Here is a 22,100-nt window from a genome sequence, read left to right as displayed (position 1 = left end):
CAATGGACCAGTGGGAAAGCGAGCTCTTGAGCCACTGGCAGTCGGGATGCTGATATGGATACGTCGATGGCGCTGCGGATCCCGCGGCGCCTTTTTCATGCCGGTCGATGATCAGTGAACGAAGGGGGCGGTAATCAGTGCTGAAAAGGGTGTTCGTGGCTCCGGATCCGGGGCGGACACGGTTGCGCTTCGCCACGCGGGCCGTCCTCGGCATCGGACTGGCCGTCGTCGTCTGCGGCCTGGCCGGACACTCCCTCCAGGGCGCGGTCACCGGCGGGCTCGCCGCCCTGCTCGCCCTGTTCACCGTCACCGACGCCACGGTCCGCGGGCAGGCGGTCACCACCGCGCTGCTGCCGGCCGTCGGCCTGCCCGTCCTCACCGCCGCGGCCGTCCTGCACGACCACCCCGTCGCCCGCGACCTCACCTTCCTCGCCCTCGTCGGCGCGGGCGTGTACGCGCGCCGCTGGGGACCGCGCGGGCACAGCCTCGGCGTGTTCGCGTTCATGACCTACTTCGTGGCGCAGTTCCTGCACGCGACCCCCGCCCGGCTGCCCGAGCTGTACGCGTCCGTCCTGCTGTCCGTGCTCACCGCCGCCGCGGTGCGCTTCGGCCTGTGGTGCTACGAGCGCCGCCTCCCGCCCGCCCCCGTGCCCGCCCCGCCCGGCGGGACGGGCCTCGCCCGCGTGACCACGCGCCAGGCGGTCCAGGCGACCGCCGGCGCGGGCTTCGCCCTCGTCGTGGGCCAGCTGGTCTCCGGGCAGCGCTGGTACTGGGCCGTCGGCGCCACCTGGTGGATCTTCGTCAACACCACCTCGCGCGGCGAGACCCTCGTCCGCGGCTTCCGGCGGGTCCTCGGCACCGTCCTCGGCATCGCCCTCGGCCTGCTCGTCGCCGTGCCCGCGCACGGTGCCGCCGTGCCCACCGCCGTGCTCGTCGCCGTCTGCGTCTTCGGCATCTTCTACACGGCCGCCGTGTCGTACACCTGGATGATGCTGTGCGTGACGGTGCTCGCCGCCTCGCTGTACGGCCTCCTGGGCGTCCTCACCCCCGGCCTGCTCGCCCTGCGCCTGGCCGAGACCGCGGTGGGCGCGCTCGGCGTCGTCCTCGCCGTGCTCCTCGTCCTGCCCGTGACCACCCACGCCGTCACCGACGCCTGGATCCAGCGCGCGCTGCGCTGCGTCCACGCCTGCACCGCCGAGGCCGCCGCCCGCCTGGCCGGGGACGAGAACGCCGACCCGGTGCCCCGGGTGGCCGAGCTGGAGCAGCTCCTCGGCCGGGTACGGCTGTCCGTCGCCCCGCTGGTGCACCCGCTGAACCCGGCGCTCGGCCGCAAGCGGCGCGCCCGCCGGGTCCTCGCCCTGCTCGACGACTGCGCCCGGGAGATCCGCGGCCTGGTCGCCGTGGCCGCCGACCCGGTGGCCTCGCACGACGCCCGCCTCGCCGCCGCCTGCTGGCGCGTGGAGTCCGCCGTCGAGGCGCTCACCGGGGGCGGTGCCGTCCCCGCGCGGGAGACCGGCCGGGAGCCCGCCGCGGAACCCGCGCTGGCCCACCTCCACGGCCTGGAGCGGGCCCTGGCCGAGCTCGCCGTGCCGCTGCGGGCCGGGCCGGGGACGCCGCTGGTCGGGGCCTGAGGCCGGACGGCGAGCGGGCGGGCCGTCCTCGGCCGGTCCGGGCCCCGGCTCTTCGCGCGTCTGGTCTAGACCTTGATCGGCCGGCTGCTACCGTCACCCCGGACGGCAGCACAGGACGAGAGGGGACAGCGGTGGCAGACGGCGGCAGGCGGCAGCGGCGGGCGTTCATCGGGTCGTTCACGGCGGCCGGAGGCCCCGGGATCGTGACGGCGGCGGTTGCCGCGGACACCGGCGCGCTGACCCCCCTGAGCACCCTGAACGGCGTACCGGACCCCTCCTACCTGGCCCTGTCGCCGGACGGAGACATGCTCTACGCCGTCAGCGAGACCGCCGACGGCGCGGTGGCCGCCTACCGCGTGCACGGGGACGAGCCCGAGCCCGCCGGACCGCCCGTGCCCGTCGACGGCAGCGGGCCCACCCACCTCGGCCTGTTCGCCGGTCACGTCCTGACCGCGAACTACGGCTCCGGCAGCGTCAGCGCCGTACCGCTGCGCGCCGACGGCACCCTCGCCCGGGCCGCGTCCGGCGTGCTCCGGCACACCGGATCGGGCCCGCACACCCCGCGCCAGCAGGGCCCGCACGCCCACCAGGTGCAGTCGGACCCGAGCGGGAGGTGGGCGGTCAGCGTCGACCTCGGCACGGACTCCGTGCGGGTGTGCACGCTGACGGACGGGGTGCCGGCCGTGCACCGGGAGACCGCGCTGCGGCCCGGCTCGGGGCCGCGGCACCTGGCCTTCCACCCGGACGGTACCCGCGCCTACGTGCTCAACGAACTCACCCCGACCGTCACCGTGTGCCGCTGGGACGCGGCCGACGGCACCCTGCGCCCGCTCGCCGAGACCCCGGTGCTGCCCGGTGCCCCGGCGGGCGACGCCTACCCCTCGGGCGTCGTCGTCTCGCCCGACGGCCGCTTCGTGTGGACCGCGACCCGCGGCGAGGACGTCCTGTCGGTCCTCGCCGTCGAGGGGGAGACCCTGCGGCTGCTCGGCACGGTCCCCTGCGGGGGCCACTGGCCGCGGGCGATCGCCGAGTCGGACGGCGTCCTGTACGCGGCGAACGAGCGGTCCGGTGACGTGACCTGGTTCGCCCTCGACGCGGAGACCGGGATGCCGCGGCGCGGCGGTTCCCTCAAGGTGCCGGCGGCCTCCTGCGTGGTCCTCGGCTGAGCCGCGGCGGCCCTCCCGGCGCCGCTGCCGCCCCTCCCGGCGAAGCGCCGCCCTGTACCGAAGCGCCTCCCCATGCCGAAGGGCCCGCTCCTGAACCGGAGCGGGCCCTTTCGGACGTACGGGGCGTCCTGCGCGTCAGCGGACCGGCGTGCTCTGCGCCTGCTGCGGGGCGATGCCCAGGGCGGTCGTGTACTTGGCCAGGGCCAGCTTGCCGATCGCCGGGTACGGGCCGAGCGCCTCGGAGGCGGGGCAGCCCGCCTCCTCGGCCGCCGCCTCGATCAGCGACGCGTCGATCTCCGGGCCGATCAGGTACGGCGCGAGCGCCAGCTGCTGCGAGCCCGAGGACCGCAGCTGCTCGGCCACCGACGTGATCGAGTCCTCCTGGTCCAGGGCCGCCGCCATCACCGGCACCGCGAGGCGCGCGGCGAGCAGCATGCCGGTGATCCCGGCCGCCTGCACGGCCTCCTCGCCGCCCACGGACGCCAGGATGATGCCGTCCGCGGCGGTCGCCACCGTGAACAGGCGGGCGCGGTCGGCGCGGGCCAGACCGGCCTCGGACAGCCGCACGTGCAGCGCCTCGGCGAGCAGCGGGTGCGGGCCCAGCACGTCGGTCAGCTCGGTGGCGACCCGGCTGTCCATGACGGCCTGGCGGACCTGGCGCAGCAGCGCGCTGTCCGGACCGGCCAGCAGCGGTACGACGACGGCGACGGGGCCCTCGGGCTCCTTCGCCTCGGCCCCGGCGGCGAGCGCCAGCTCGTACCGCGCGGTGCGCTCCTCGGCGGCGTGGACCAGCACGGACCGCAGCGAGGGGAACTCCTCGTCGTCCCCGTCGAGGTACCCGATCCGGGCGTTGAGGCCGGGAAGCTCGGAGCGGGCGATGCTCACGACCTCCTCGGCGAGGCCGCGCGTCGCGCCGCTGGGCGTGCCCGGCACCGCGAGGACGAGCGCGGGCGCGCCTTCGGGAGCCACCAGGGGTTCGGGACGGCGGTGCCGTCCGGGCTGGCGGGGGCGCGGCATTCGTACTGGCAGGCCGGACGCGGGCCCAGTGGGGGAGCTCATGGCGCCGCATGTTACTGGTTTCCTGGGCTCCCCTGTTCGGGGAGGGTGCAGGTGAGCGGTATCCGTCCGCTTTTGTCGGATGAGTCGCCTACGGGAGGCGGACATCCGCACGATTTCCGTCGCGGCGGGCGACCGGTGGCGGGGCGGAAAACCGGTCCGGGGGCGCCCTTTCCGGACACCGGCGGCAGAGCTTTCCGGAGCCGGGGCGAGCGCGCGGGCCGGGTCGGCCGGCCGGCCCGACGAGGCCGGACCGAGGCCGGACCGAGGATGGGCCGAGGCCGGACCGAGGATGGGCCGAGGATGGGCCGAGGCCGGACCGAGAAGGACGGGCTCGGCAGGGCGGACCGGGGACGGCCTCGGGGCGGTCCCAGGGCGGTCTCAGGGCGGCGTCACGGTCGTCACGCACAGCATCGCCTCGTCACCGGGCAGGGGGAGGGAGCCCGTGACGAGGCCGGTGGCGATGCGGACCGAGCCCTCCAGCGGATCGCCCTCGGCCACCACCCGCCGCGCGTGCGGCAGCCGCCGCGCCAGCTCCTCCTCCAGCGGCACGAGGAGCGCGTCGCCCAGCTTCAGCAGGCCGCCGGTGACGGCGATGCGGGGCTCGCCCGCGGGCGGGCAGACGGCGGCGGCCGAGTCGGCCATGTGCCGCGCGGCGGCGCGCATCACACCCGCGGCGACGGGGTCGCCGTCCGCGCAGGCGGCGGCGACGTGCGGCGCGAAGGAGGCGAGGACGGCCGGGCGGTCCGGGCGCGGGTACAGCGCGCCCGGCAGCCCGCGCACCGGACCGAACCGCTCCTCGGCCCCGGCGAGCAGCCGGGCGGAGCCGCCGTCGCGCCCGTCGTGGGCGCGCAGGGCCGCCTCCAGCCCCGCCCGCCCGATCCAGGCGCCGCCGCCGCAGTCGCCGAGCAGGTGCCCCCAGCCGTCCGCGCGGCGCCAGCGGGTCAGGTCGGTGCCGATCGCGACCAGTCCGGTACCGGCGGCGACGACGGCACCGGGCCGCGGGCCCAGGGCACCGGCGTAGGCGGTGACGGCGTCGGCGGCCAGCGCGACCGTCCGGATGCCCAGCTCCCGCGCGAGGGCGGCGGGCAGGTCGGCGCGCAGGGCGTCGCCCAGGGAGGCCAGACCGGCCGCCCCGACGACGGCGGTGCGCGGCCGCGCCACACCCGCCTCGGCCGCCAGCGCCCGCGCCATGGGCACCAGCTGTTCCATCAGATGCCCGGGATCGATCCCCCGCGCACCGGTGCGGACCGGCTCCCGCGACGTCCGCAGGCCCAGCATCCCGCGCCCGGCGGCCCCGACGGCGACCCGCAGCCCGGAACCGCCGGAGTCCACGGCGAGGAAACCGCCCCACTCCTCGGGCTCCCCGCCCGGACCGCCGGCCGGCCCGGCCTTCGCCCCCCGGCCGGTCACGGCAGGCACCGGTCCACCGGCGGCCCGCCCTGCCGGACCGGCGGGCCGCCGGCCCTGCCGGAGGGGCGCGGGCCGGAGAACCCGCGGCCGGCGGAGAGGGGGGAGGGAGGGGCGGACTCCACCACGTGCCCGGAAGTCCCGGCACCTGGGTATCGGGAGCGAAGGGCCGGCGAGGCGTGATGCCCCTCGCGCGAGGGCTGGATCACTGGATGCAACGGGCTCCCCTCCCCGTGACGGGCCGCACGGTCTGCCGGACCGGCCCGACGCTTTCGACGCGGAAGAAGACTAGTGCCGGCGGCGGTGGCCGTGTGTGAGGTTTCCGCAGGTGTGCGGGGTGTCGGTGGGGGCCAGTAGGGTGACGCGTTGTGGCACCGAGACCTCTGCACGAACTTGTCGAAGCGGGCTGGGCGAAGGCCCTGGAACCCGTGGCCGAACGTATCGCCGCGATGGGAAACTTCCTGCGGGCCGAGATAGCGGCCGGCCGGACCTATCTGCCGTCCGGAGCGAACGTCCTGCGCGCGTTCCAGCAGCCCTTCGACGACGTCCGCGTCCTGATCGTCGGCCAGGACCCCTACCCCACACCGGGCATGGCGATCGGGCTGAGTTTCGCCGTGGCGCCGGAGGTGCGCTCCTTGCCGGGAAGCCTGGAGAACATCTTCTGGGAGATGCACAAGGACCTGGGGCTTCCCCGGCCGTCCAACGGCGACCTGACCCCGTGGACCCGGCAGGGCGTGCTGCTGCTCAACAGAGTGCTCACGACGGCGCCGCGCAAGCCGGGTGCGCATCGGGACAAGGGCTGGGAGGAAGTCACCGAGCAGGCCATCCGGGCTCTCGCCGCGCGCGGCAAGCCGCTGGTGGCGATCCTGTGGGGCCGTGACGCCCGTAACCTGCGGCCTCTGCTCGGGGATCTCCCGGTGATCGAGTCCGCTCACCCCTCACCCAGGTCGGCGGACCGCGGGTTCTTCGGCTCGCGCCCCTTCAGCCGCGCCAACGAGCTGCTGGCCCGGCAGGGAGCGCAGCCGGTGGACTGGCGCCTGCCGTAGACCGGGCCGCCCGCGCTGCGGCCACACCGGGCGCGCCGGCCGGCGCGCCCGGGACCGCTTCCCCTGCCGTCGGCCCCCGCACGACGCGGGAACCGGTGGATGTGACCCGTGACCGCCCTGCCGTAGGGGAGGGGCGGCCGGGGGCATGAACAGAGCCGTATCGAACCGAGTCGACGAGCTCGGTCGTTCACGGCCGAGTGGTTGACAATTCCGAGGCAGTCGCGATCGGTTGTTGTCATGTCACTTCCACCACCGTCCCCGCGGGGGACCGCGCTGATCACTGGAGCGTCCTCGGGTATCGGCGCGGCCATGGCGCGCGCGCTCGCATCGCGCGGCTATGGCACCACCTTGGTGGCGCGCGACGTGAACAGGCTGCGGCGCCTTGCGGACGAACTGCGCACGTACGGTGCCCGTGTCGAGATCGTCGAAGCCGATCTGACCAGCCGGACGGACCGGGCAGAGCTCCAGGCGTGCGTGAAACGGACCGGGCTGGCCGTCGACATCTTGGTCAACGGCGCCGGTGCGGCCACCCGCGGCAGCATCGCGGAGTGCGACCTCGACGTGGAGCTCCGGCACATGGAGCTGAACATGATCAGCGTCGTGGATCTGTGCCGCACCTTCGTCGACGGCATGATTGCCCGGAATTCCGGCGCGATCCTCAACATAGCCTCGACAGCGGCGTTCAAACCGATGGACAGGCAGGGCACTTACGCGGCGTCGAAGGCGTTCGTGCTGTCCTTCACCCGCACGCTCAGGCACGAACTCCAAGACACCCCGGTGACCGTGACCGCCCTGTGCCCCGGCCCGGTCGCCACCGATTTCGACCGGCGCGCGGGATTCGCCGCCGAGGAGATCGCGGCGATCCCGTCGGTCATGTGGAAATCTGCCGACGATGTCGCGGCCGTCGCGGTGGACGCTCTGGAACGCGGAGCGGAACTGTGCATCCCGGGCCGGGCGAACGTGGCCGACGCGACGATGTCACTGCTGAAGACGAAGCAGCTGGCGTCGCAAGCGGTGAGCCGCTGAGCCGCCTCGGCGGAGAGGCCCGCGGGTTGCCGCCGGGGCGCCGGGAGCGCCCCGGCCGGTCCCCGGAAGCTCCGCCGGGTGGAGCCGCTCAGGGGGCTGTGTGCGCCTCCGCCCGCGTGAGGCTGGTGCGGGCGGCGGCCACGACCCGTTCCACGGTGAGGCCGAACTCTTCGTACAGGACTTCGTAAGCCGCGCTGGCACCGTAGTGCGACAGGGCGACGATCTCCCCGTGCTCGCCGACGACGTCACGCCAGCCGAGGGCGATCCCGGCCTCCACCGACACGCGTGCCCCGACCTCCGGCGGCAGGACGCGGCGGCGGTAGGCCGGGTCCTGCTCGGTGAACCACTCCATGCAGGGCATCGACACCACTCGGGTCGCGATCCCTTCCGCTTCGAGCAGTTCACCCGCCCGCACCGCGAGCTGCACCTCGGATCCGGTGCCGATCAGAATGACCCGGGGCGTCGGGGCCGAGGATTCGACGAGCACGTAGCCGCCCCTGGCGACCCCGGTGGCCCCGGCGTCCGCCGTCCGGCCGAGCACCGGCAGATCCTGCCGCGACAGGAGCAGGCCGGCGGGACGGGCGCCGTGTTCCAGAATGGCGCGCCAGGCGGCCACGGTCTCGTTCGCGTCCGCCGGGCGCACCACGTCGAGCCCGGGTATCGCGCGCAGGGCGGCGAGGTGCTCGACAGGCTGATGGGTCGGGCCGTCCTCGCCGAGGCCGATCGAATCGTGCGACCAGACGTACGTCACCGGCAGTCCCATCAGGGCCGCGAGACGCACGGCCGGACGCATGTAGTCCGAGAAGACGAGGAACGTCCCCCCGTAGGGCCGGAACCCGTAGAGCGCGAAGCCGTTGAGGATCGCGCCCATGGCGTGCTCGCGGACGCCGAAGTGCAGATTGCGGCCGTAGGGCGAGCCGCCCTTGGACTCGGGCAGGAAGCTGTCGGCGCCGTTGATCACCGTGCAGTTGTTTCCGCCCAGGTCGGCGGAGCCGCCCCACAGCTCGGGCAGCGACGCGGCGACCGCGTTCAGCACCACACCGGACGCCGTGCGGGTCGCCGTCCGCGCACCGGCCGGGAAGACGGGGAACCCGGACCACCACCCGTCCGGCAGGCCGCGGCTCGTCATGCGGTCGAGGAGCGCCGCGGCCTGCGGATGGCCGGCCCGCCACTTGCCGAACCGGACATCCCAGTCCGCGCGCGCCTCCCGGCGCCGTGCAGCGCCCTGACGCGCGTGGCGGAGTACGTCGTCGGGGATGTGGAGGGTCCGGTCCTCGGGGAGCCCGAGCAGGCGCTTGGCCGCCGCCACCTCCTCGGCGCCCAGCGGCCCGCCGTGCGCTGCCGCGGTGCCCCGCGCGTTCGGCGCCGGCCAGGCGATGACGGATTCGACCGCGATGATCGAGGGACGGCCGGTCTCGTCGCGCGCCGCGACCAGCGCGCCGTACAGCGCCGAAAGGTCGTTGATGTCCCGGACGCGTTGCGTGTGCCAGCCGTAGGCGTCGTAGCGTGCGAGCACGTCCTCGCTGAACGCCAGATCGGTGTCGCCTTCGGTGGAGACGTGGTTGTCGTCGTAGAGAAGGACCAGGTTGCCGAGCTGCTGATGGCCGGCGAGCGAGGACGCCTCGCTGGTCAGCCCCTCCTGGAGATCGCCGTCTGACGCGACGACCCAGACGGTGTGGTCGAACACGGACCGGCCGGGCGGGCTCTCCGGATCGAACAGGCCGCGCTGCTTGCGCGCCGCCATCGCCATGCCGACCGCCGTCGCCAGGCCCTGTCCGAGCGGCCCGGTCGTCACTTCGACGCTGGGTGTGCGGCCGTACTCCGGGTGCGAGGGGGTCGGGGACCCCCGCCGGCGCAGCCGCGCGAGATCCTCCACGGACAGCTCGTAGCCCGTCAGGATCAGCTGAACGTAGAGCGCCAGGCTCGTGTGTCCGCACGAGAGGACGAACCGGTCGCGGCCGATCCACGCCGGGTCCGCCGGGTCGTGCCGCATCAGGCGGTGGAAGAGGAGGTAGGCGGCCGGGGCGAGAGCCATCGCCGCGCCGCAGTGGCCGCCGCCGGCCTGCTCGACGGCGTCGGCGGCGAGGGCACGGCTGACCGCGATCGCCTTGTCGTCGAGGTCGGACCATGCGAGGGCGGTCTCTGCGCTCACCGAGCTGGTTCCCCTTCGTCTTCGTCTGCGGCAGCGGGCGGTGCCTCGTTCACGAACTGCCGGATCTCGGCCGGCTCGCCGTGGACCAGGTGGTTCAGCAGACGTCTGTCCGCCGCGGGCAGGGACCTGATGAGCACGGCGGGAACCCGCTCGACGAACGAGCGCGCCAGTGACAGAGCCTCGCCCAGGACGTGCTCGTCGTGCAGTCTCAGGCCGTCGAGCACGTCCCGGACGTCGCCGCGGCACATGTCGTCCGCGTACGGGAGGACGAGGTCTTCGGCCAGCTCCGTGATGACGTCGAAGGTGTCGACCACCATCCGCATGCAGGCGGCGAGGTTCGCGGGCTCGTCGCGTCGCTGAGTGATCGAGGGCGCGCCGGCTTCGCGGATCCGCCAGTGGTAGACGACCTCCGAAAGGACGTCGACCGCCGAGGCCTCGATGTGCGCGCGCATCATGACCGGCGCGTCCTCGTAGGCGGGCAGCGCGAAGGCCAGCTTCCGCGAGGTCCAGAACGACCGGCGGAACACCTTGTTCCACACCATGCGGTCGCGTATCAGCGCGGTGTGGCGGCGGATGTGGGTGCGGTGCCGGTTCCGCGCGAACACGTCCCGGTATCCGGGGTGGGGACGTACGCCGGTGCTGTCGATCCGCCGCACGTCGCCGGTCGAGAAGTCGGAGCCGGAGGCTTCGAGCGAGGCGACGTGGGCGGCGTACGCGCCGGGCGGCACGATGTCGTCGCCGTCGCAGAAGGCGAGATACGTTCCGCGCGCCGCCCGCACGCCGGTGTTGCGGGCGGCGCTCAAGCCGGAGTTGCGCTGCTCGAGGACCCGCACCCGGGCGTCCTTGCGCGCCCACGCGTCGGCGATCGGGCGACTGCCGTCCGCCGAGCCGTCGTCGACGACGATGATCTCGGTGTCGGTGAGGCGCTGGCCGGTCAGCGACTCGAGGCAGGCGGAGAGGTACAGCTCGACGTCGAATACGGGCACGACGATGCTCAGCGTCGGTGGCATGGTGCTTCCGGTCCTTCCTCCGCGGTGCTGCGGCGGCGGCAGAGCGCCTTCGGAAGCGTACGGAGCGTCCGATGTGTTCAACACCGGTGAGCGTTCAAAGAGGTCCGGACCCGTTCCGGCCGAGGACGAAAGGCTGCGGACCGGTCATTGCCGAGCCCCTTGCTCGCGTATCACGTCATCCATCCGGATGAGCGTGGACCGCATCGATTCCTTGTCCATGGAGCAGTTGTCGGCGAAGAGCTTGAACTGTGCGTCCGGCCCGTGCGTACGGAGCATGAGGCCGAAGCGCAGGAAACTGGATTCCACCTTTCCCTCGGGCAGGAAACCACGGAGGCCGTCCATCTCCCTGGACGTCCTCGCCGTGTCCTCTGTGCGCGGGAGGCTGAGATGATTGACGAAGTGATCAAGCCAGGAGTGCTGTCCTCCGCTGGACTTCTCGAAGATTTCTCCGAGGGCGGCGGGGTCGTACCTGCTGTGTCGCGGCATCCCGAGCAGGGACCGCCAGAGTTTCCTGGCCGTGTGATGGAATTCGACGTCACCGGCCATGGGGACGACGCCTTGCTGGGCCAGGGTCCCGACGTATGCGCCGACAGCGCCCCCCACTCTGTTCGAGCATGTCACGAACATCGGGAAGGAGTCCCCTCCGGTCGTCTCCAGGAAGGCGCGGGCGGCGCTCGACATCAGCACAGCCGATTCCCAGACGCCCAGGTCGCGCGCCACTTGGCGAGCGATCTCGCCGAGCGACTTCGAGTGAAGGGTCATTCTCGGAAACCGTGTTTCGACCTCGGCGGGGCGCCGTTCACCGAACCGTAGCCATGGCGCACCGTGCAGGGTTTTCCGCCAATGCCTCAGTGCCACTTCCAGCGCTTCCTTGCCGGCCGTCGAGTTCTCGTGGGCGGCCCGGTCCAGCGGCTGGAGGGGGTGCGGTGTCAGGCGGGTCTCTCTGTCCGCCCCCAGCAGCACGTTCCAGTCGCGCTCCATGATCGTCACCGCGGTGGCGTCCGCCGCGATGTGGGAAACGGCGCCGCACACCCAGAGCGGCCGGTTCGCCCGGTCCGTCAGGATCCTGAAGCGCACAGGCCACTCATGGGCGAGTTCGAACCTCCTGGAGGCCAGGTCCTGCACGCAGGGGGAGGTGAGCGAGGGGGGTTCGTCGTCATCGTCCACCTCATGCAGGGAGACGGTCACCTCACCCGTCCGGTGCACCGTCTGTGACGGCCTCTCCTCGGTCTCGGAGGTGAGGACGGTACGGAGTGCCTCATGCCGCTCGACGAGCCTTCCGATGCTTTCCACCACTTCCGGCAGCGAGGCCCTGTGCGAAACCCTCCACATGAACGGGAGATTGAACCTTGCGTCTTCTGGCGCGATCCTTCGTATGGTGATCCACTGCTCGTGCTGCCCCCATGTCATGGGTCCTGTGGCCGAGCGATTTCCGGAGAATGCAAACGTACACTGGTCCATTCCTGACTCCCGCATACGGTAAGTGAGGGCCCTTTCCAGGGGGGCGAATCCTGGGCGCGGACAATTGCCCGGTCGTTCAGGGTCCACCTGGCGGCCGGTGGGGCAGCGGTGGCCGGCCGGCGAGCACCCGCCTCGCCGCACCGGGCTCACCGGGGCGGGGCGGACCTTCAGCGACTCGGCCGCCCTCTCCCGCCTTGTGCGTGAAGTCCGAGGATCGTCGGCGTTCGCAGCGCCGGACGACTTCTCATCGTGCGCACCGTATGCGCTTTCTGTCGCGATCGTCAACGACGATGACGCACCGCTGCGCGGCAGCCGGAATCGGCCAAGTGGTGAGCGAGGGATCGCCTTCGCCGCGCATTCGCGGGTCGGCCAGAGCGCAGGCCAGGCCGCTCGGGCGGACGCGCGGCCGTCTCGAAACCGGCGCGCGCCTCGGCCGCGGAGGTGAACGTCGGCACAAGGCATGGGTATCGGCCACACCACTGTTGATCCCAACGAGAGAAAGCGCATACTGACCCTCGTTGACAACGGTACTAACGTTCGAAATTTCAAACGCAGCGTCATGCAGCTGCGGGCCGGTGCGGCTGCCCACCCAGGTCGGTCGCGCAGTACATCAGATCGCGTGCCATCACGGAGTCGAGAGGTGCGATGGTGTCAGTGCTTTCCGTTCCCGGCAAAAACGACCTGTTCTCCGGGGAAGACTTCATCGGTCAGGTCACCACGGTGGAAATCGATCAGCTCCTCCCCGCCGACCTGATCCGGCTCGACGGCATCAGCGAGGAACACGTCGCCCTCATCGCCGATTCCGAACTGTGCATGCCGCCCATCCTCGTGCACAAGGCCACGATGCGCGTGATCGACGGCATGCACCGGTTGAAGGCGGCGAGCCTCAGGGGGGACAAGAGCATCCCGGTCAAGTTCTTCGACGGCAGCTCGCAGGCGGCGTTCGTCCTCTCGGTGACGGCCAACAACGCGCACGGCCTGCCGCTGACCGCCGCGGACCGGAGCGCGGCCGCCCGCCGGCTGCTCGACATGTGCCCGGACTCGTCGGACCGCGCGATCGCCGCGATCGTGGGCATCTCGGCGCGTACCGTCGCCGCCGTGCGCTGTTCGACTGCGCAGTCTGCGCAGTCGAACAGCCGGGTGGGCCGGGACGGCAGGGTACGACCGGTCAGTACCGAGGACGGGCGCCGGAAGGCCGCGGAGCTGATGGCGGCACGGCCCGGCGCCACCCTCCGCGAGGTCGCCAAGGAGACGGGACTCTCCCTCGGCACCGTCGCCGACGTGCGGCGCCGCGTGCTGCGCGGCGACTCCCCGGTCCCGGCCGGGCAGTCGGGAAAGACGATTTCCGTGAACTGGTCCGCGGCGGCCGCCGCGAGCGTCGATGTGTCCGCCTCCTGGCGGCAGCTCACCCGCGATCCCTCACTGCGGTACACCAGTCACGGCCGGCAGCTGCTGCGCCTGCTCAAGGCGCACTCCTCCGTCGCGCAGATGGCCCACTCGGTACCGAGTCACTGCTCGCAGAACGTCGCACTGCTGGCGCGGGAGTGCGCCCAGGCGTGGGGGCAGCTCGCGCAGCGGCTCGAAAAGCCGGAGCGAAACCCGGTCGACAGCCTCGGCTGAGCGGTGGGCCGCGTCCGCGGACTCCCGTCTGCCCCGCGCCCGGAAACCTCCCCTCCGATCCCCTTCCCCCGCCGCGCCGGCGGGCGTCTCAGGACGCAGCGGGGAGCACCGGGGCCGGGGGCGGCGTGCGCCGGTCGGCGCGACGCAACAGCACCAGCGCGCTCGCCGCGGTGGTGAGCTCACCGGCGGCGAGACCGAACCATACGCCGTGCGTGCCCCAGACCAGGCCGAACACCACGACGAGCGGCGCCTTGAGCAGGATCAGGGACCCGATGGTCAGGACGTAGGCGGGCAGTGGGCGCCCCAGGGCCTGGAAGTAGGCGGCGACCAGCGGGGCGACACCGGTGACGATCCCGCCGACGGCGAGGACGCACAGCGCGAACCTGGCCTCCTCGGCAGCTGCCCCATCGCTGACGAAGATGCCGACGAGCGGCTCGGCGAGCGCTGTCAGCAGGGCCGCGGTGACCGCGCCGTAGACGAGCGAGGCCCGCAGCGCGAGCGCCCGAGTGCGCGCCACGCGGGCGTCCAGGCCGCGCCCGGCGTTGTAGCCGACGATGGGCTGCAGCCCCTGGCTCATGCCGGTGTGCGGCATCACGGCGAAGGTCTGCAGGCGGGAACAGACGACGTACGCGGTCAGCGCCATCGCTCCTCCGGTCACCGCGAGGGTGGCGTTGACCAGCACGGCGAGCACGGTGAGGCCGATGTTGGCCAGGAAGGAAGGCAGCCCGATGCCCACCAGCGTGCGCAGGGTCACGGTGTGCGGGCGCAGGTCGGCGAGGCGGACGCGGTACGGCCGCTCGCGTCGCAGGAAGAAGAACCACCAGCTCATCACGGCGGATACGGTCTGCCCGCCGACGGTGCCCAGAGCGGCTCCGCTCACCCCGAGGTCGAAGCCGAAGATCAGCAGGGGGTCGAGGACGATCTGCACCACGATGGCGCCGATCCACATGCGGGTGGAGAACCCGACCCGGCCCTCCGCGCGCACCAGGCTGGAGAACCCGGTGTAGGACAGCGACCCGCACAGCAGGATCACCGCGTACTGCCGGGCGTACTCGCGCAGTGGACCGTGCGCGCCGAGCACGTCGAGGAGCGGGTCGATGAAGACCAGCCCGGCCGCGGTGGTGAGGGCGGCGGTGACCCAGAACAGCGTGAAGGCGTTGCCCGCAGCGCGGGCGGCCGCGCGCTCGTCGCCGGCGCCCAGCGCGCGCGAGACCAGCGTCGCGCCGCCCGCGCCCACGGTGGTGGACACGGCTCCGAGCAGAAGCAGCAGCGGGGCGACGAGGTTGACCGCGGCCATCGCCTGATCGCCGACCCCGTGGCCGACGAACCAGGCGTTCGTCAGGGCGTAGAAGCCGAACATGCCGACCGACGCGATGGTCTGCACGCAGTTCTCCCACAGCAGCCTGCCCACCGGGCGGGTCGCCATACGGCCCACGGCATCCTCGGACGCGGTCTCCAGTGTTTTCGAGCGCTTCGAGGGGCTCTTCACGCCCAGCAGGAAACCACGCGCCCGATCGGTTCGACCACCGTGCGTACCCACGCGGTTCTTCCCTGGTCAGGCTGGTCCCACCCGGCTGGTCCGCGGTGGCCGCGCCCGTGCGCCGCCCTGTCCGGCGCCGCACCGGCTCCTCTTTTCTTTCGGCCGGATGGGGGTGCGTCCCGCGAAGCTGCCTCCCCCCCGTGGACAGGGAACTCGGTGATGCCGCCCACGGCGAGGGTTCTGCGCGCCGTCCGGAACGGTCCCCGGCCTCTCGGATCACGGCCGAGGGACCCGCACGGCGCCTCGACGGCCGGGCCCCCGGTCCTGGACTCCGCCGTTCTCCGGAAGAATTCGGCAGGTTCGGGTGGCGCCATTACCTGGGCGTGAAGAGCCCAACTCGTGACTGCCGCAGCCAGGTTGGAACTGATTGACGCCCGGCGAAGCGTCGGTCACAGTGGAGCTCCCGAACTTCTCGGCCAAGTCCCCATCCAGGCAGAGCACATCCCAGTCCATCGACGCCACCCGCTGGGGAATGCGTGCGGCGGCGTTCAAGCGCAGGGAAGAGTAGGTCGCGGCATGGCAGAAATCGGCACGGGAGCAGCCGGCCCCCAGACTTCACGCAACCTCGACAACCGCGAGTTCCTCGATCTGCGCAGAACGGTTGCGGTTCGGTCGAAGACGCTTCACGCGCTCGACGAAGACCCGCGATATGCGTCGGAAGTGCCGGACGAGGTAAGCCTTCAGCTCACCTACAAGTGCAATCTCCGCTGCCTGCACTGCTATCAGTGGAGCGAACAGGGCTTCTTCCACGAATTCAGTGCCGCCGAGCAGAAGACCGAACTCGGCATCGACATCGTGCGGCGGGTTCTCGAGGCGACCTCCGAGCGGAAGTCGAAGCTGTTCGTCTGGGGCGGCGAGCCGCTCATGTACTCGAAGTTCGGCGAGTTCGCCGAACTGCTGGCCGCCGACCCGCGCCCCGTGACGATGTGCACGAACGGCCTGCTCATGCAGCGCCACGCGGATGACCTGATGCGGATCGGGAGGAACCTCAGCCTCCTGATCAGCCTCGACGGCCTCAAGGAGCACCACGAGGCGCTGCGCGGGCCGCGCAGCTTCGACCGGACGATGCGCAACATCCAGCACATGATCGACCTCCAGCGCTCCGGTCGCTTCGACGGCACCATCTCGCTGTCCTGCATGGTCAGCAACGAAACCGTCGGCCAGATGTACGAGTTCATGGAATGGGCCGAGGAACTGGGCGTCGACAGCGTTTACTTCCAGTTCCCCTGGTACATCAACGAGGACGTCGCAGCCGAGATGGACGACCTCTATCGTGAGGAGTTCTCCTGGCTCAACCCGCCTGAGCCGGGAAAGCCCGCGACGTGGCACTCGTACACCTACCGCCTCGAGCCGGAGGCCATCCCGACGCTGCGGGAATCGATGGCCAAACTGTCCGGGCGGCGCTGGAAGTCGCGGATCCGATATCAGCCGCAGGTCGGACTGGACGAAGTGGACGACTTCGTCCGGGGCACCTCGAAACCGGCCCAGGGCCGGCGGCGCTGCCTGGCGGTGTCGAACCGCATGGAGGTCCACGCCGACGGAAACGTCAGCTCCTGCAAGTTCTTTCCCGAGTTCGTGGTGGGAAATCTGAACGAGACGGATGTCCTCGACCTCTGGCACAGCGAGCGTTTCCGGCGTGTGCGGGAAATTCTGCGGAGCAGGGGCCTCATGCCCGTGTGTTCAAAGTGCATACTTCTGTATCTGAATGGAGTCTAGGCGTGGACCCGATCTTCAGCACCGTATCGACGTGCCTGCACAAGGTTCTGGGACGCGAGGTCTCCATCGAGCCGGAGACGAACATCATCTCCGATCTCGGCCTCGACTCGCTGCAGATGATCGAGTTCCTGCTCACGGTCGAGGACACGCTCCAGGTCGAGCTGGACTTCGAGACCATGGACATGGACTGCCTCCAGTCCGTGGACGCGTTCTGCCGCTTCGTGTCCACCAGGGGCTGAGGGATCAGGGAAGCGGATGCGAGCCATGGAACCGCGGAAGAGTTCCCTGCACATCGGCCCGGTGGGGGTGGAGGATTCCTGGCGGCCCGCCGACCTCGCCCGGCTGCCCCGCATCGGGACCGCCCATGGCTCCGCCATCGCCCAGGCCCTGGACGAGGTCCTCTCCGCGCTGAGCGAGGAAGGGGACCGGTTGATCACGGCCTTCGAGCCTCCCCCCGGCTTCGTCGAGGCGATGCGGGCGGCGGGCTTCCCCGTGGACCCCGTGCCCCTTGTCGAAGGCGCCGGTGACACCGGGGAGGCCGGTGACGTCGTCGCGCGGACACTGGCCCAGGCGGACGGGCTCCGTCCCCAGGTCGCCGGAATGACCCTGCGGCCGTACGCCACGCGCCCGGAGTACGAGGAACTCGCTTCCGCGCTGGATCTGGTCCACCTGTCGCCCACCGCCGAGTGCGCGGCGCGGGTCAACTCGAAGACATGGTCCAACGACGTCGTCCTGGGGCACGGATGGAACGGCGCCGCGTGGCCCGCCACCTCGCTCGCCGAACTGGAGCGCCGGGTCGCGCAGGCCGGCTCCGTCGCGCTGCTGAAGGACCCCTACGGCGTGTCCGGCCAGGGGACCGTGGCGATCCGCTCGAAGGCCGCGTACCGCTCCGTGGCCCGGTACCTCGCCCGGCAGCTCGACCGGGGCAAGCGGCTCGAACTGCTCGTCCAGCCCCTGTTCGAGAAGCGCAGGGACATCTCGTCGCACTGGCACATCTCCCCCGACGGTTCCGTACGGAGTACCGGGCTGCTGGAGAACGACGTCGAGGGCTTCCGCTACCGGGGCTCGTCCGCAGCGGACCCGGATTCCTTTCACCCGGAGGAATTCGAGCACATCGACACGGCGGGCAGGATCCTGTGCAAGGAACTCTTCGCGGCCGGATATTTCGGCCCGGTGGACATCGACGGGCTCATCGCGACGGACGGAACGGTCGTGCCGTGCCTGGAGGTGAACGCCCGCGTATCCATGGGCACCGTCGCGCTGGCCTTGACGCGCCACGCCGCGCGGCTCGGCCTGCACGCGACGCTCGAGTTCGTCAACGTACGGCTGGACGCAAGGACGCGTCCCTTCCCGTCGCTCGTGGACAGGCTGGACGACGCGGGCCTGCTGTACCGGCGACAGCGGCCGGGGGTCATACCGATCGCGGCCAACACACTCACCCGGGGCGAGCGCGGCCGTCTCGTCCTCGGTGTGTTCCACCCACCCGGTGACGCGGCGCGCGTGCTGCGTGAGGCCATCGGGATCGCGTGCGCGTGCGGAATCCACTCGGAGGATCAGCGTCACCCCTGCCACGCCCGGCCCGCCGGCGAACCGGCGTGATGACGGCTGCCGGCCGTCCACCCCCCTTTGGAGAGAAGAGCCCATGTCCAACACGCTTGTCCGCTCCCCCAAAGCAGGCCCGTCCTGGCTGGTGCTGCAACTGCTCGAACGATGCAACCTGCGCTGCCACATGTGCTACGAGTGGGGCGAGGGAGGCTCCTTCCACGTCCTGCCGGATCTCGCCGAGCTCGACGTCGACCTGGTGCTGCGCACTCTCGAGGAGTGCCGGCCGATCCGGCCGTACGTCGAGCTGTTCGGCGGGGAGCCGCTGCTCTACAAGGGAGTCTGGCAGGTCATCGACGCGATCCACGCCGGCGGGAGCCAGCTCGTCTTTCCCACCAACGGGACGACGCTGCGCAGCCATGCCGACCGGCTGGTGGCCGACCGCCACATCAGGGTGTGGGTGTCCGTGGACGGGCCGCGCGAGGTCAACGACGTGCAGCGCGGCGCCGGGGTCTTCGACAAGGCCATGGCCGGGATCGACGCGGTCGACAGCCTCAAACGCCGCCGCGGCGTGCGGTTCCCCGAGATCGGCATCACCTACCTGGTCACGCCGGACAACGCCGCGCACATCTCGGAGTTCTTCAAGGAGGTCGACCTGAGCAAGCTCGGCGCCGTGAGCCTTGAGCTGCAGAGCTTCGCGACGGCCGAGATGCACCGGCACTACGGCCGCGTGGCCCGTGACAGCTTCGGTATCCCGGCGGTGCGGCACTCGGCCCCCTACATCCGCAGCCCCCGGTTCTTCGAGTCGATCGACGTCGAGGATCTCGTCCGGCAGATGACCGACGCGCGGGAGGCGTGCGAGCAGGCCGGCGTGAAGTTCTTCTCCCGGCCGGCGGCGCTCGAGGCCGAGACCGTCGGGGCCTATCTGCGCGCCGACTGGACCGCGATGAAGGACTTCCACGAGCGCTGCGCCGTCCCGTGGCGCTACGCCGAGATCTCGGCGCGCGGCGACGTCACGACCTGCCACACGTTCTACGACATCCCGCTCGGGAACATCCACGAGTCCTCGCTGCTGGACATCTGGCAGGGCGAGCAGGCCACGAAGATCCGCAGGCATCTGCGCTCCTCGCTGTGGCCCATCTGCCCCACCTGCACGCGCTACTACTCGCTGGAAACCCACCCGGTCTGACGAGGCGGATCAACGAGGGCCATGAACATCGCACTGACGTCCGGAGTCGCACTGGGAACGCACATACCCGGGCTGCTGCTCGACCGGGCCCTGACGGCCCGAGGACTGCCGAGCAGGGTGTACGTGCTGGAGGAGTACTTCCCCGACGAGGTCAGGCAGCGCATCCGGATCGCGAAGGGCCGGTACAGCCGCGACTACCGGCTGGCGAAGGCCGCCCACGCGCTGGCCACCGACCACGTGGAGCTGATCGCGCCGCAGACGCTCACGGCGCTCTTCGACGAGTGGGACGAGGCCGAAGTGGGCTCGATCACCGTCTTCTCCGGATTCTGGACGGAGATCGTCGCGGCATACGCCGACCGGCGTCCGGGCGTCCTCGTCGACGTGTGCCATGTCGACGCGGTGCCCTCCCCGTCTCATCGCCACGCGGCACGTCTCACCGGCAGCACGCACACATGGCTGCTCGACGCACGGACGAACGCGTTGAACGAGACGATCCCGGTGACGAAGGACGGGGCGCTGCTTCCCTGGGAAGCGCGGTCGATCGGCTTCCTCGCCCACGGCGGCGGCTGGGGCATGGGGACCCACGCGGCCGCCGCCGCGCGGCTCGTCGAGGAGGGGGAGCCGGTGAGCCTGATCCTGCCGGAGCCCTGGGGCGATCCGCCGGCCGGGCTGAGCGCGTACCACCAGGACCCCGGCTGGGAGCCCGGCCGGGGAACGGCCTTTCCGCGGCTGATCGCGGGTACGGGCACGGACGCCCCCTCGTTCGACTCCCGCGAGCACTGGGCCGACTCGTTCGAGCTGACCCGGCGCAGCCGCGCGGTGGTCGGCAAGCCGGGCGCGGGCACGCTCATCGACTCGCTCAACGCCGCGACGCCCGTTCTGTTCACGGAGGCGCTGGGCGGCTGGGAGCTGGCCAACGAAGCGGTCTGGTGCGCGCTCGGATTCGGGATGCGCCTGTCGGACTGGCTGGACAAGCCCGATCCGGCGCTGCTCACGGCCATGCACGAGCGCCTTCGCGCGGCCCGCGACGCGGCCGCGTCCTATCCGGACCGCATCATCGCCCGGGGATTCGGCCGGCGACGCCGCTGATGGTTCGGGGCGCGGCGACGATTGCGCGCCGAGATCCCACAGAATCCATACGCACCATGGGAATCGATACCTGGCGAGAGGGCTTCGATGGCCGTCGGCGACAGTGAAGAGCACAGCCTCTCCATCCGGGGGACCGAGCAGGGCACGATGCCCCTCACCTGGGGACAGGGGAACATGTGGGACAGCATGACCGCCCTCGGCCCGTCGTCGGACCGCCTCAACATCTCCTGGCCCGTTTCCCCGCCGGCAGACGGCATCGGCGTGTCCGAGGCGCTCGACCGGCTCCGGGGACTGCTGTCTTCCCTCGACATCTTCCGCGTGACGTTCGATACGGAGCGCGTACGGCAGACCTTCCAGAGCGAGGCCCGTATCGAGGTCCGCGTGACCGAGGCTCCGGCCGACGCGGTTCCCGTGTGCCACGGGTACAACACGCGGAAGGACCCGGCCTGCGCGGAGCTGGCGAGCGGGGCGTTCGGCATGGACGAGCCCCAGATCCGCCTGGGACTGCAGCACGTCGACGGGTTCGTCACGCAGATCGACGTAGCGATGTCGCATCTCGCGTTCGACGGCGGCGCCTGCCGTCCGCTGGACCGCCTGATCCGCGACGCGGTCATGGGGCGTGCAATCCGCCTCCCCAGGATGCAGACCGCGGATCTGGTCGGATACGAGCGGTCCGCCGACCAGATCCGCAGAAGCGACGCCGTGATCAACGGCTGGCTGGCCTCGTCCTCCAAGCTGCCGCCCGGCCGCGGTCTGATGTCGATGGCGCCCGGTGCCTTCTCGGTGACGCTCCTGCGGTCGCGGGCGGCCGCGGTCGCCGTCGAGGCGCTCGCCCTGCGGCACGGGGTGAGCGCGAGCGCCGTCGTCGTCTCCGCGCTGACGAGAACCATCCGCCGGCACGTCGACAGCGACCTCTCCGCTCTCCTGCTCGTCTGCAGCAACCGGTCGCATCCCCAGCTCGCGGACTTCGTCGGCCAGACGATCGGGAACGGGCTGCTCGTCCTGCCGGACGAGAGGCGCGAAGACCGGTTCGCCGCGTACGCGAAGAACATCTACGCCCGCACGATCACCACGTACAGCCGCGCGCGATACGACTGCCTCAAGTGGCGGGACACGCTCACCGCGCTCACGGAGAAGGGGAACGCGGCCGACTTCTCGTACTACTTCAACGACGTGCGGAGCGATCGCGGTGTGTGGGCGGGCCTGGAGAGGAGGCTGCCGGAGCTCGGGGCCCTGCTCGAAGAGTCGTCCCTCACCACCGCAGGCCGGCGCGACCTGGGCGACGCCACCCTCTTCGCCGATCTCGGCAGCGACGGCGACGAGCTGATCCTGCAAGTGGTCTGCGACGATACGCGGATTCCGCCGGCCGACGCCGTCTCGGCACTCGCCGAGCTGGAGGACCTCCTCGTCACCGAGGCAGGGGAAGCCTGACCTGAGCGCGACCGG

General features: G+C 71.6%; 17 protein-coding genes. 11 read left to right on the top strand and 6 right to left on the bottom strand.

Annotation, left to right across the window (positions count from 1 at the left end; translation table 11 throughout):
- Positions 1-137 precede the first annotated feature (137 nt).
- Both ABZ340_RS10545 and ABZ340_RS10540 read left to right on the top strand, forming a co-directional pair.
- Entirely contained in the window at positions 138-1,631 is a 1,494-nt protein-coding gene (locus ABZ340_RS10545; protein ID WP_358781366.1) for an FUSC family protein, read from the top strand.
- Positions 1,632-1,762: 131 nt separating this feature from the next.
- A complete protein-coding gene (locus ABZ340_RS10540; protein ID WP_358781365.1) occupies positions 1,763-2,797 on the top strand; it encodes a lactonase family protein in 1,035 nt (344 codons plus the stop codon).
- A gap of 135 nt (positions 2,798-2,932) precedes the next feature.
- On the opposite strand, the gene ABZ340_RS10535 is transcribed toward ABZ340_RS10540, so the two are convergent.
- Together ABZ340_RS10535 and ABZ340_RS10530 are read right to left on the bottom strand one after the other, a co-directional pair.
- Complete coding sequence (locus ABZ340_RS10535; RefSeq protein ID WP_358781364.1) at positions 2,933-3,856, bottom strand: hypothetical protein; 924 nt, start codon at positions 3,854-3,856, stop codon at positions 2,933-2,935.
- Positions 3,857-4,234: 378 nt separating this feature from the next.
- Positions 4,235-5,188, bottom strand: coding sequence for a BadF/BadG/BcrA/BcrD ATPase family protein (locus ABZ340_RS10530; RefSeq protein ID WP_358781426.1), 954 nt, complete (start codon positions 5,186-5,188; stop codon positions 4,235-4,237).
- Positions 5,189-5,631: 443 nt separating this feature from the next.
- On the opposite strand from ABZ340_RS10530, the gene ABZ340_RS10525 reads away from it, so the two are divergent.
- Together ABZ340_RS10525 and ABZ340_RS10520 are read left to right on the top strand one after the other, a co-directional pair.
- On the top strand, positions 5,632-6,309 hold the full coding sequence (locus tag ABZ340_RS10525) for a uracil-DNA glycosylase (RefSeq protein WP_358781363.1): 678 nt from the start codon (positions 5,632-5,634) through the stop codon (positions 6,307-6,309).
- 237 nt (positions 6,310-6,546) lie between these two features.
- On the top strand, positions 6,547-7,335 hold the full coding sequence (locus ABZ340_RS10520; protein WP_358781362.1) for an SDR family NAD(P)-dependent oxidoreductase: 789 nt from the start codon (positions 6,547-6,549) through the stop codon (positions 7,333-7,335).
- A gap of 88 nt (positions 7,336-7,423) precedes the next feature.
- Here ABZ340_RS10520 and tkt read toward each other — a convergent pair whose 3' ends face one another.
- From tkt to ABZ340_RS10505, 3 genes are all read right to left on the bottom strand, one after another.
- On the bottom strand, positions 7,424-9,487 hold the full coding sequence (gene tkt, locus ABZ340_RS10515) for a transketolase (RefSeq protein WP_358781361.1): 2,064 nt from the start codon (positions 9,485-9,487) through the stop codon (positions 7,424-7,426).
- On the bottom strand, positions 9,484-10,497 hold the full coding sequence (locus ABZ340_RS10510) for a glycosyltransferase (protein WP_358781360.1): 1,014 nt from the start codon (positions 10,495-10,497) through the stop codon (positions 9,484-9,486). Before ABZ340_RS10510 ends, tkt begins: the two co-directional genes overlap by 4 nt.
- A 144-nt stretch (positions 10,498-10,641) precedes the next feature.
- A complete protein-coding gene (locus ABZ340_RS10505; RefSeq protein ID WP_358781359.1) occupies positions 10,642-11,907 on the bottom strand; it encodes a condensation domain-containing protein in 1,266 nt (421 codons plus the stop codon).
- A 696-nt stretch (positions 11,908-12,603) separates the two neighbouring features.
- Here ABZ340_RS10505 and ABZ340_RS10500 point away from each other — a divergent pair.
- Positions 12,604-13,578, top strand: coding sequence for a ParB/RepB/Spo0J family partition protein (locus tag ABZ340_RS10500; protein ID WP_358781358.1), 975 nt, complete (start codon positions 12,604-12,606; stop codon positions 13,576-13,578).
- An 88-nt stretch (positions 13,579-13,666) separates the two neighbouring features.
- Here ABZ340_RS10500 and ABZ340_RS10495 read toward each other — a convergent pair whose 3' ends face one another.
- Complete coding sequence (locus ABZ340_RS10495; protein ID WP_358781357.1) at positions 13,667-15,004, bottom strand: MATE family efflux transporter; 1,338 nt, start codon at positions 15,002-15,004, stop codon at positions 13,667-13,669.
- Positions 15,005-15,634: 630 nt separating this feature from the next.
- Here ABZ340_RS10495 and ABZ340_RS10490 point away from each other — a divergent pair.
- From ABZ340_RS10490 to ABZ340_RS10465, 6 genes are all read left to right on the top strand, one after another.
- Positions 15,635-16,834, top strand: a complete 1,200-nt coding sequence (locus ABZ340_RS10490) for a radical SAM protein (RefSeq protein ID WP_358781356.1) — start codon at positions 15,635-15,637, stop codon at positions 16,832-16,834.
- Positions 16,835-16,836: 2 nt separating this feature from the next.
- The gene (locus ABZ340_RS10485; RefSeq protein WP_358781355.1) at positions 16,837-17,073 is read left to right on the top strand and encodes an acyl carrier protein; all 237 of its coding nucleotides are present in this window, start codon (positions 16,837-16,839) and stop codon (positions 17,071-17,073) included.
- Positions 17,074-17,098: 25 nt separating this feature from the next.
- Positions 17,099-18,433 carry a hypothetical protein gene (locus tag ABZ340_RS10480; RefSeq protein WP_358781354.1) on the top strand — a complete coding sequence of 445 codons (1,335 nt, stop codon included), beginning with the start codon at positions 17,099-17,101 and terminating at the stop codon, positions 18,431-18,433.
- Between the two features lie 43 nt (positions 18,434-18,476).
- Positions 18,477-19,565, top strand: a complete 1,089-nt coding sequence (locus ABZ340_RS10475; RefSeq protein ID WP_358781353.1) for a radical SAM protein — start codon at positions 18,477-18,479, stop codon at positions 19,563-19,565.
- Between the two features lie 21 nt (positions 19,566-19,586).
- Positions 19,587-20,654, top strand: a complete 1,068-nt coding sequence (locus tag ABZ340_RS10470) for a hypothetical protein (protein WP_358781352.1) — start codon at positions 19,587-19,589, stop codon at positions 20,652-20,654.
- An 87-nt stretch (positions 20,655-20,741) separates the two neighbouring features.
- Positions 20,742-22,085 (top strand): hypothetical protein, encoded by a 1,344-nt coding sequence (locus ABZ340_RS10465; RefSeq protein WP_358781351.1) that lies wholly within the window; start codon positions 20,742-20,744, stop codon positions 22,083-22,085.
- The last annotated feature ends 15 nt before the right edge of the window (positions 22,086-22,100 follow it).

Source organism: Streptomyces sp. NPDC006134, assembly GCF_040628835.1.
Lineage (GTDB): Bacteria > Actinomycetota > Actinomycetes > Streptomycetales > Streptomycetaceae > Streptomyces.
Note: the sequence above shows the minus strand (reverse complement) of the source record. Positions and strands in the feature narration are given on the sequence as shown.

Excerpts from the sequence above, each read along its gene's own strand:
- ABZ340_RS10505 (WP_358781359.1), bottom strand. The coding sequence starts at position 11,907 with ATGACATGGGGGCAGCACGAGCAGTGGATCACCATACGAAGGATCGCG.
- ABZ340_RS10465 (WP_358781351.1), top strand. The coding sequence starts at position 20,742 with ATGGCCGTCGGCGACAGTGAAGAGCACAGCCTCTCCATCCGGGGGACC.
- ABZ340_RS10490 (WP_358781356.1), top strand. The coding sequence starts at position 15,635 with ATGGCAGAAATCGGCACGGGAGCAGCCGGCCCCCAGACTTCACGCAAC.
- ABZ340_RS10500 (WP_358781358.1), top strand. The coding sequence starts at position 12,604 with ATGGTGTCAGTGCTTTCCGTTCCCGGCAAAAACGACCTGTTCTCCGGG.
- ABZ340_RS10520 (WP_358781362.1), top strand. The coding sequence starts at position 6,547 with ATGTCACTTCCACCACCGTCCCCGCGGGGGACCGCGCTGATCACTGGA.
- ABZ340_RS10510 (WP_358781360.1), bottom strand. The coding sequence starts at position 10,497 with ATGCCACCGACGCTGAGCATCGTCGTGCCCGTATTCGACGTCGAGCTG.
- ABZ340_RS10475 (WP_358781353.1), top strand. The coding sequence starts at position 18,477 with ATGTCCAACACGCTTGTCCGCTCCCCCAAAGCAGGCCCGTCCTGGCTG.
- ABZ340_RS10535 (WP_358781364.1), bottom strand. The coding sequence starts at position 3,856 with ATGAGCTCCCCCACTGGGCCCGCGTCCGGCCTGCCAGTACGAATGCCG.
- ABZ340_RS10495 (WP_358781357.1), bottom strand. The coding sequence starts at position 15,004 with ATGGCGACCCGCCCGGTGGGCAGGCTGCTGTGGGAGAACTGCGTGCAG.
- ABZ340_RS10470 (WP_358781352.1), top strand. The coding sequence starts at position 19,587 with ATGAACATCGCACTGACGTCCGGAGTCGCACTGGGAACGCACATACCC.
- ABZ340_RS10480 (WP_358781354.1), top strand. The coding sequence starts at position 17,099 with ATGGAACCGCGGAAGAGTTCCCTGCACATCGGCCCGGTGGGGGTGGAG.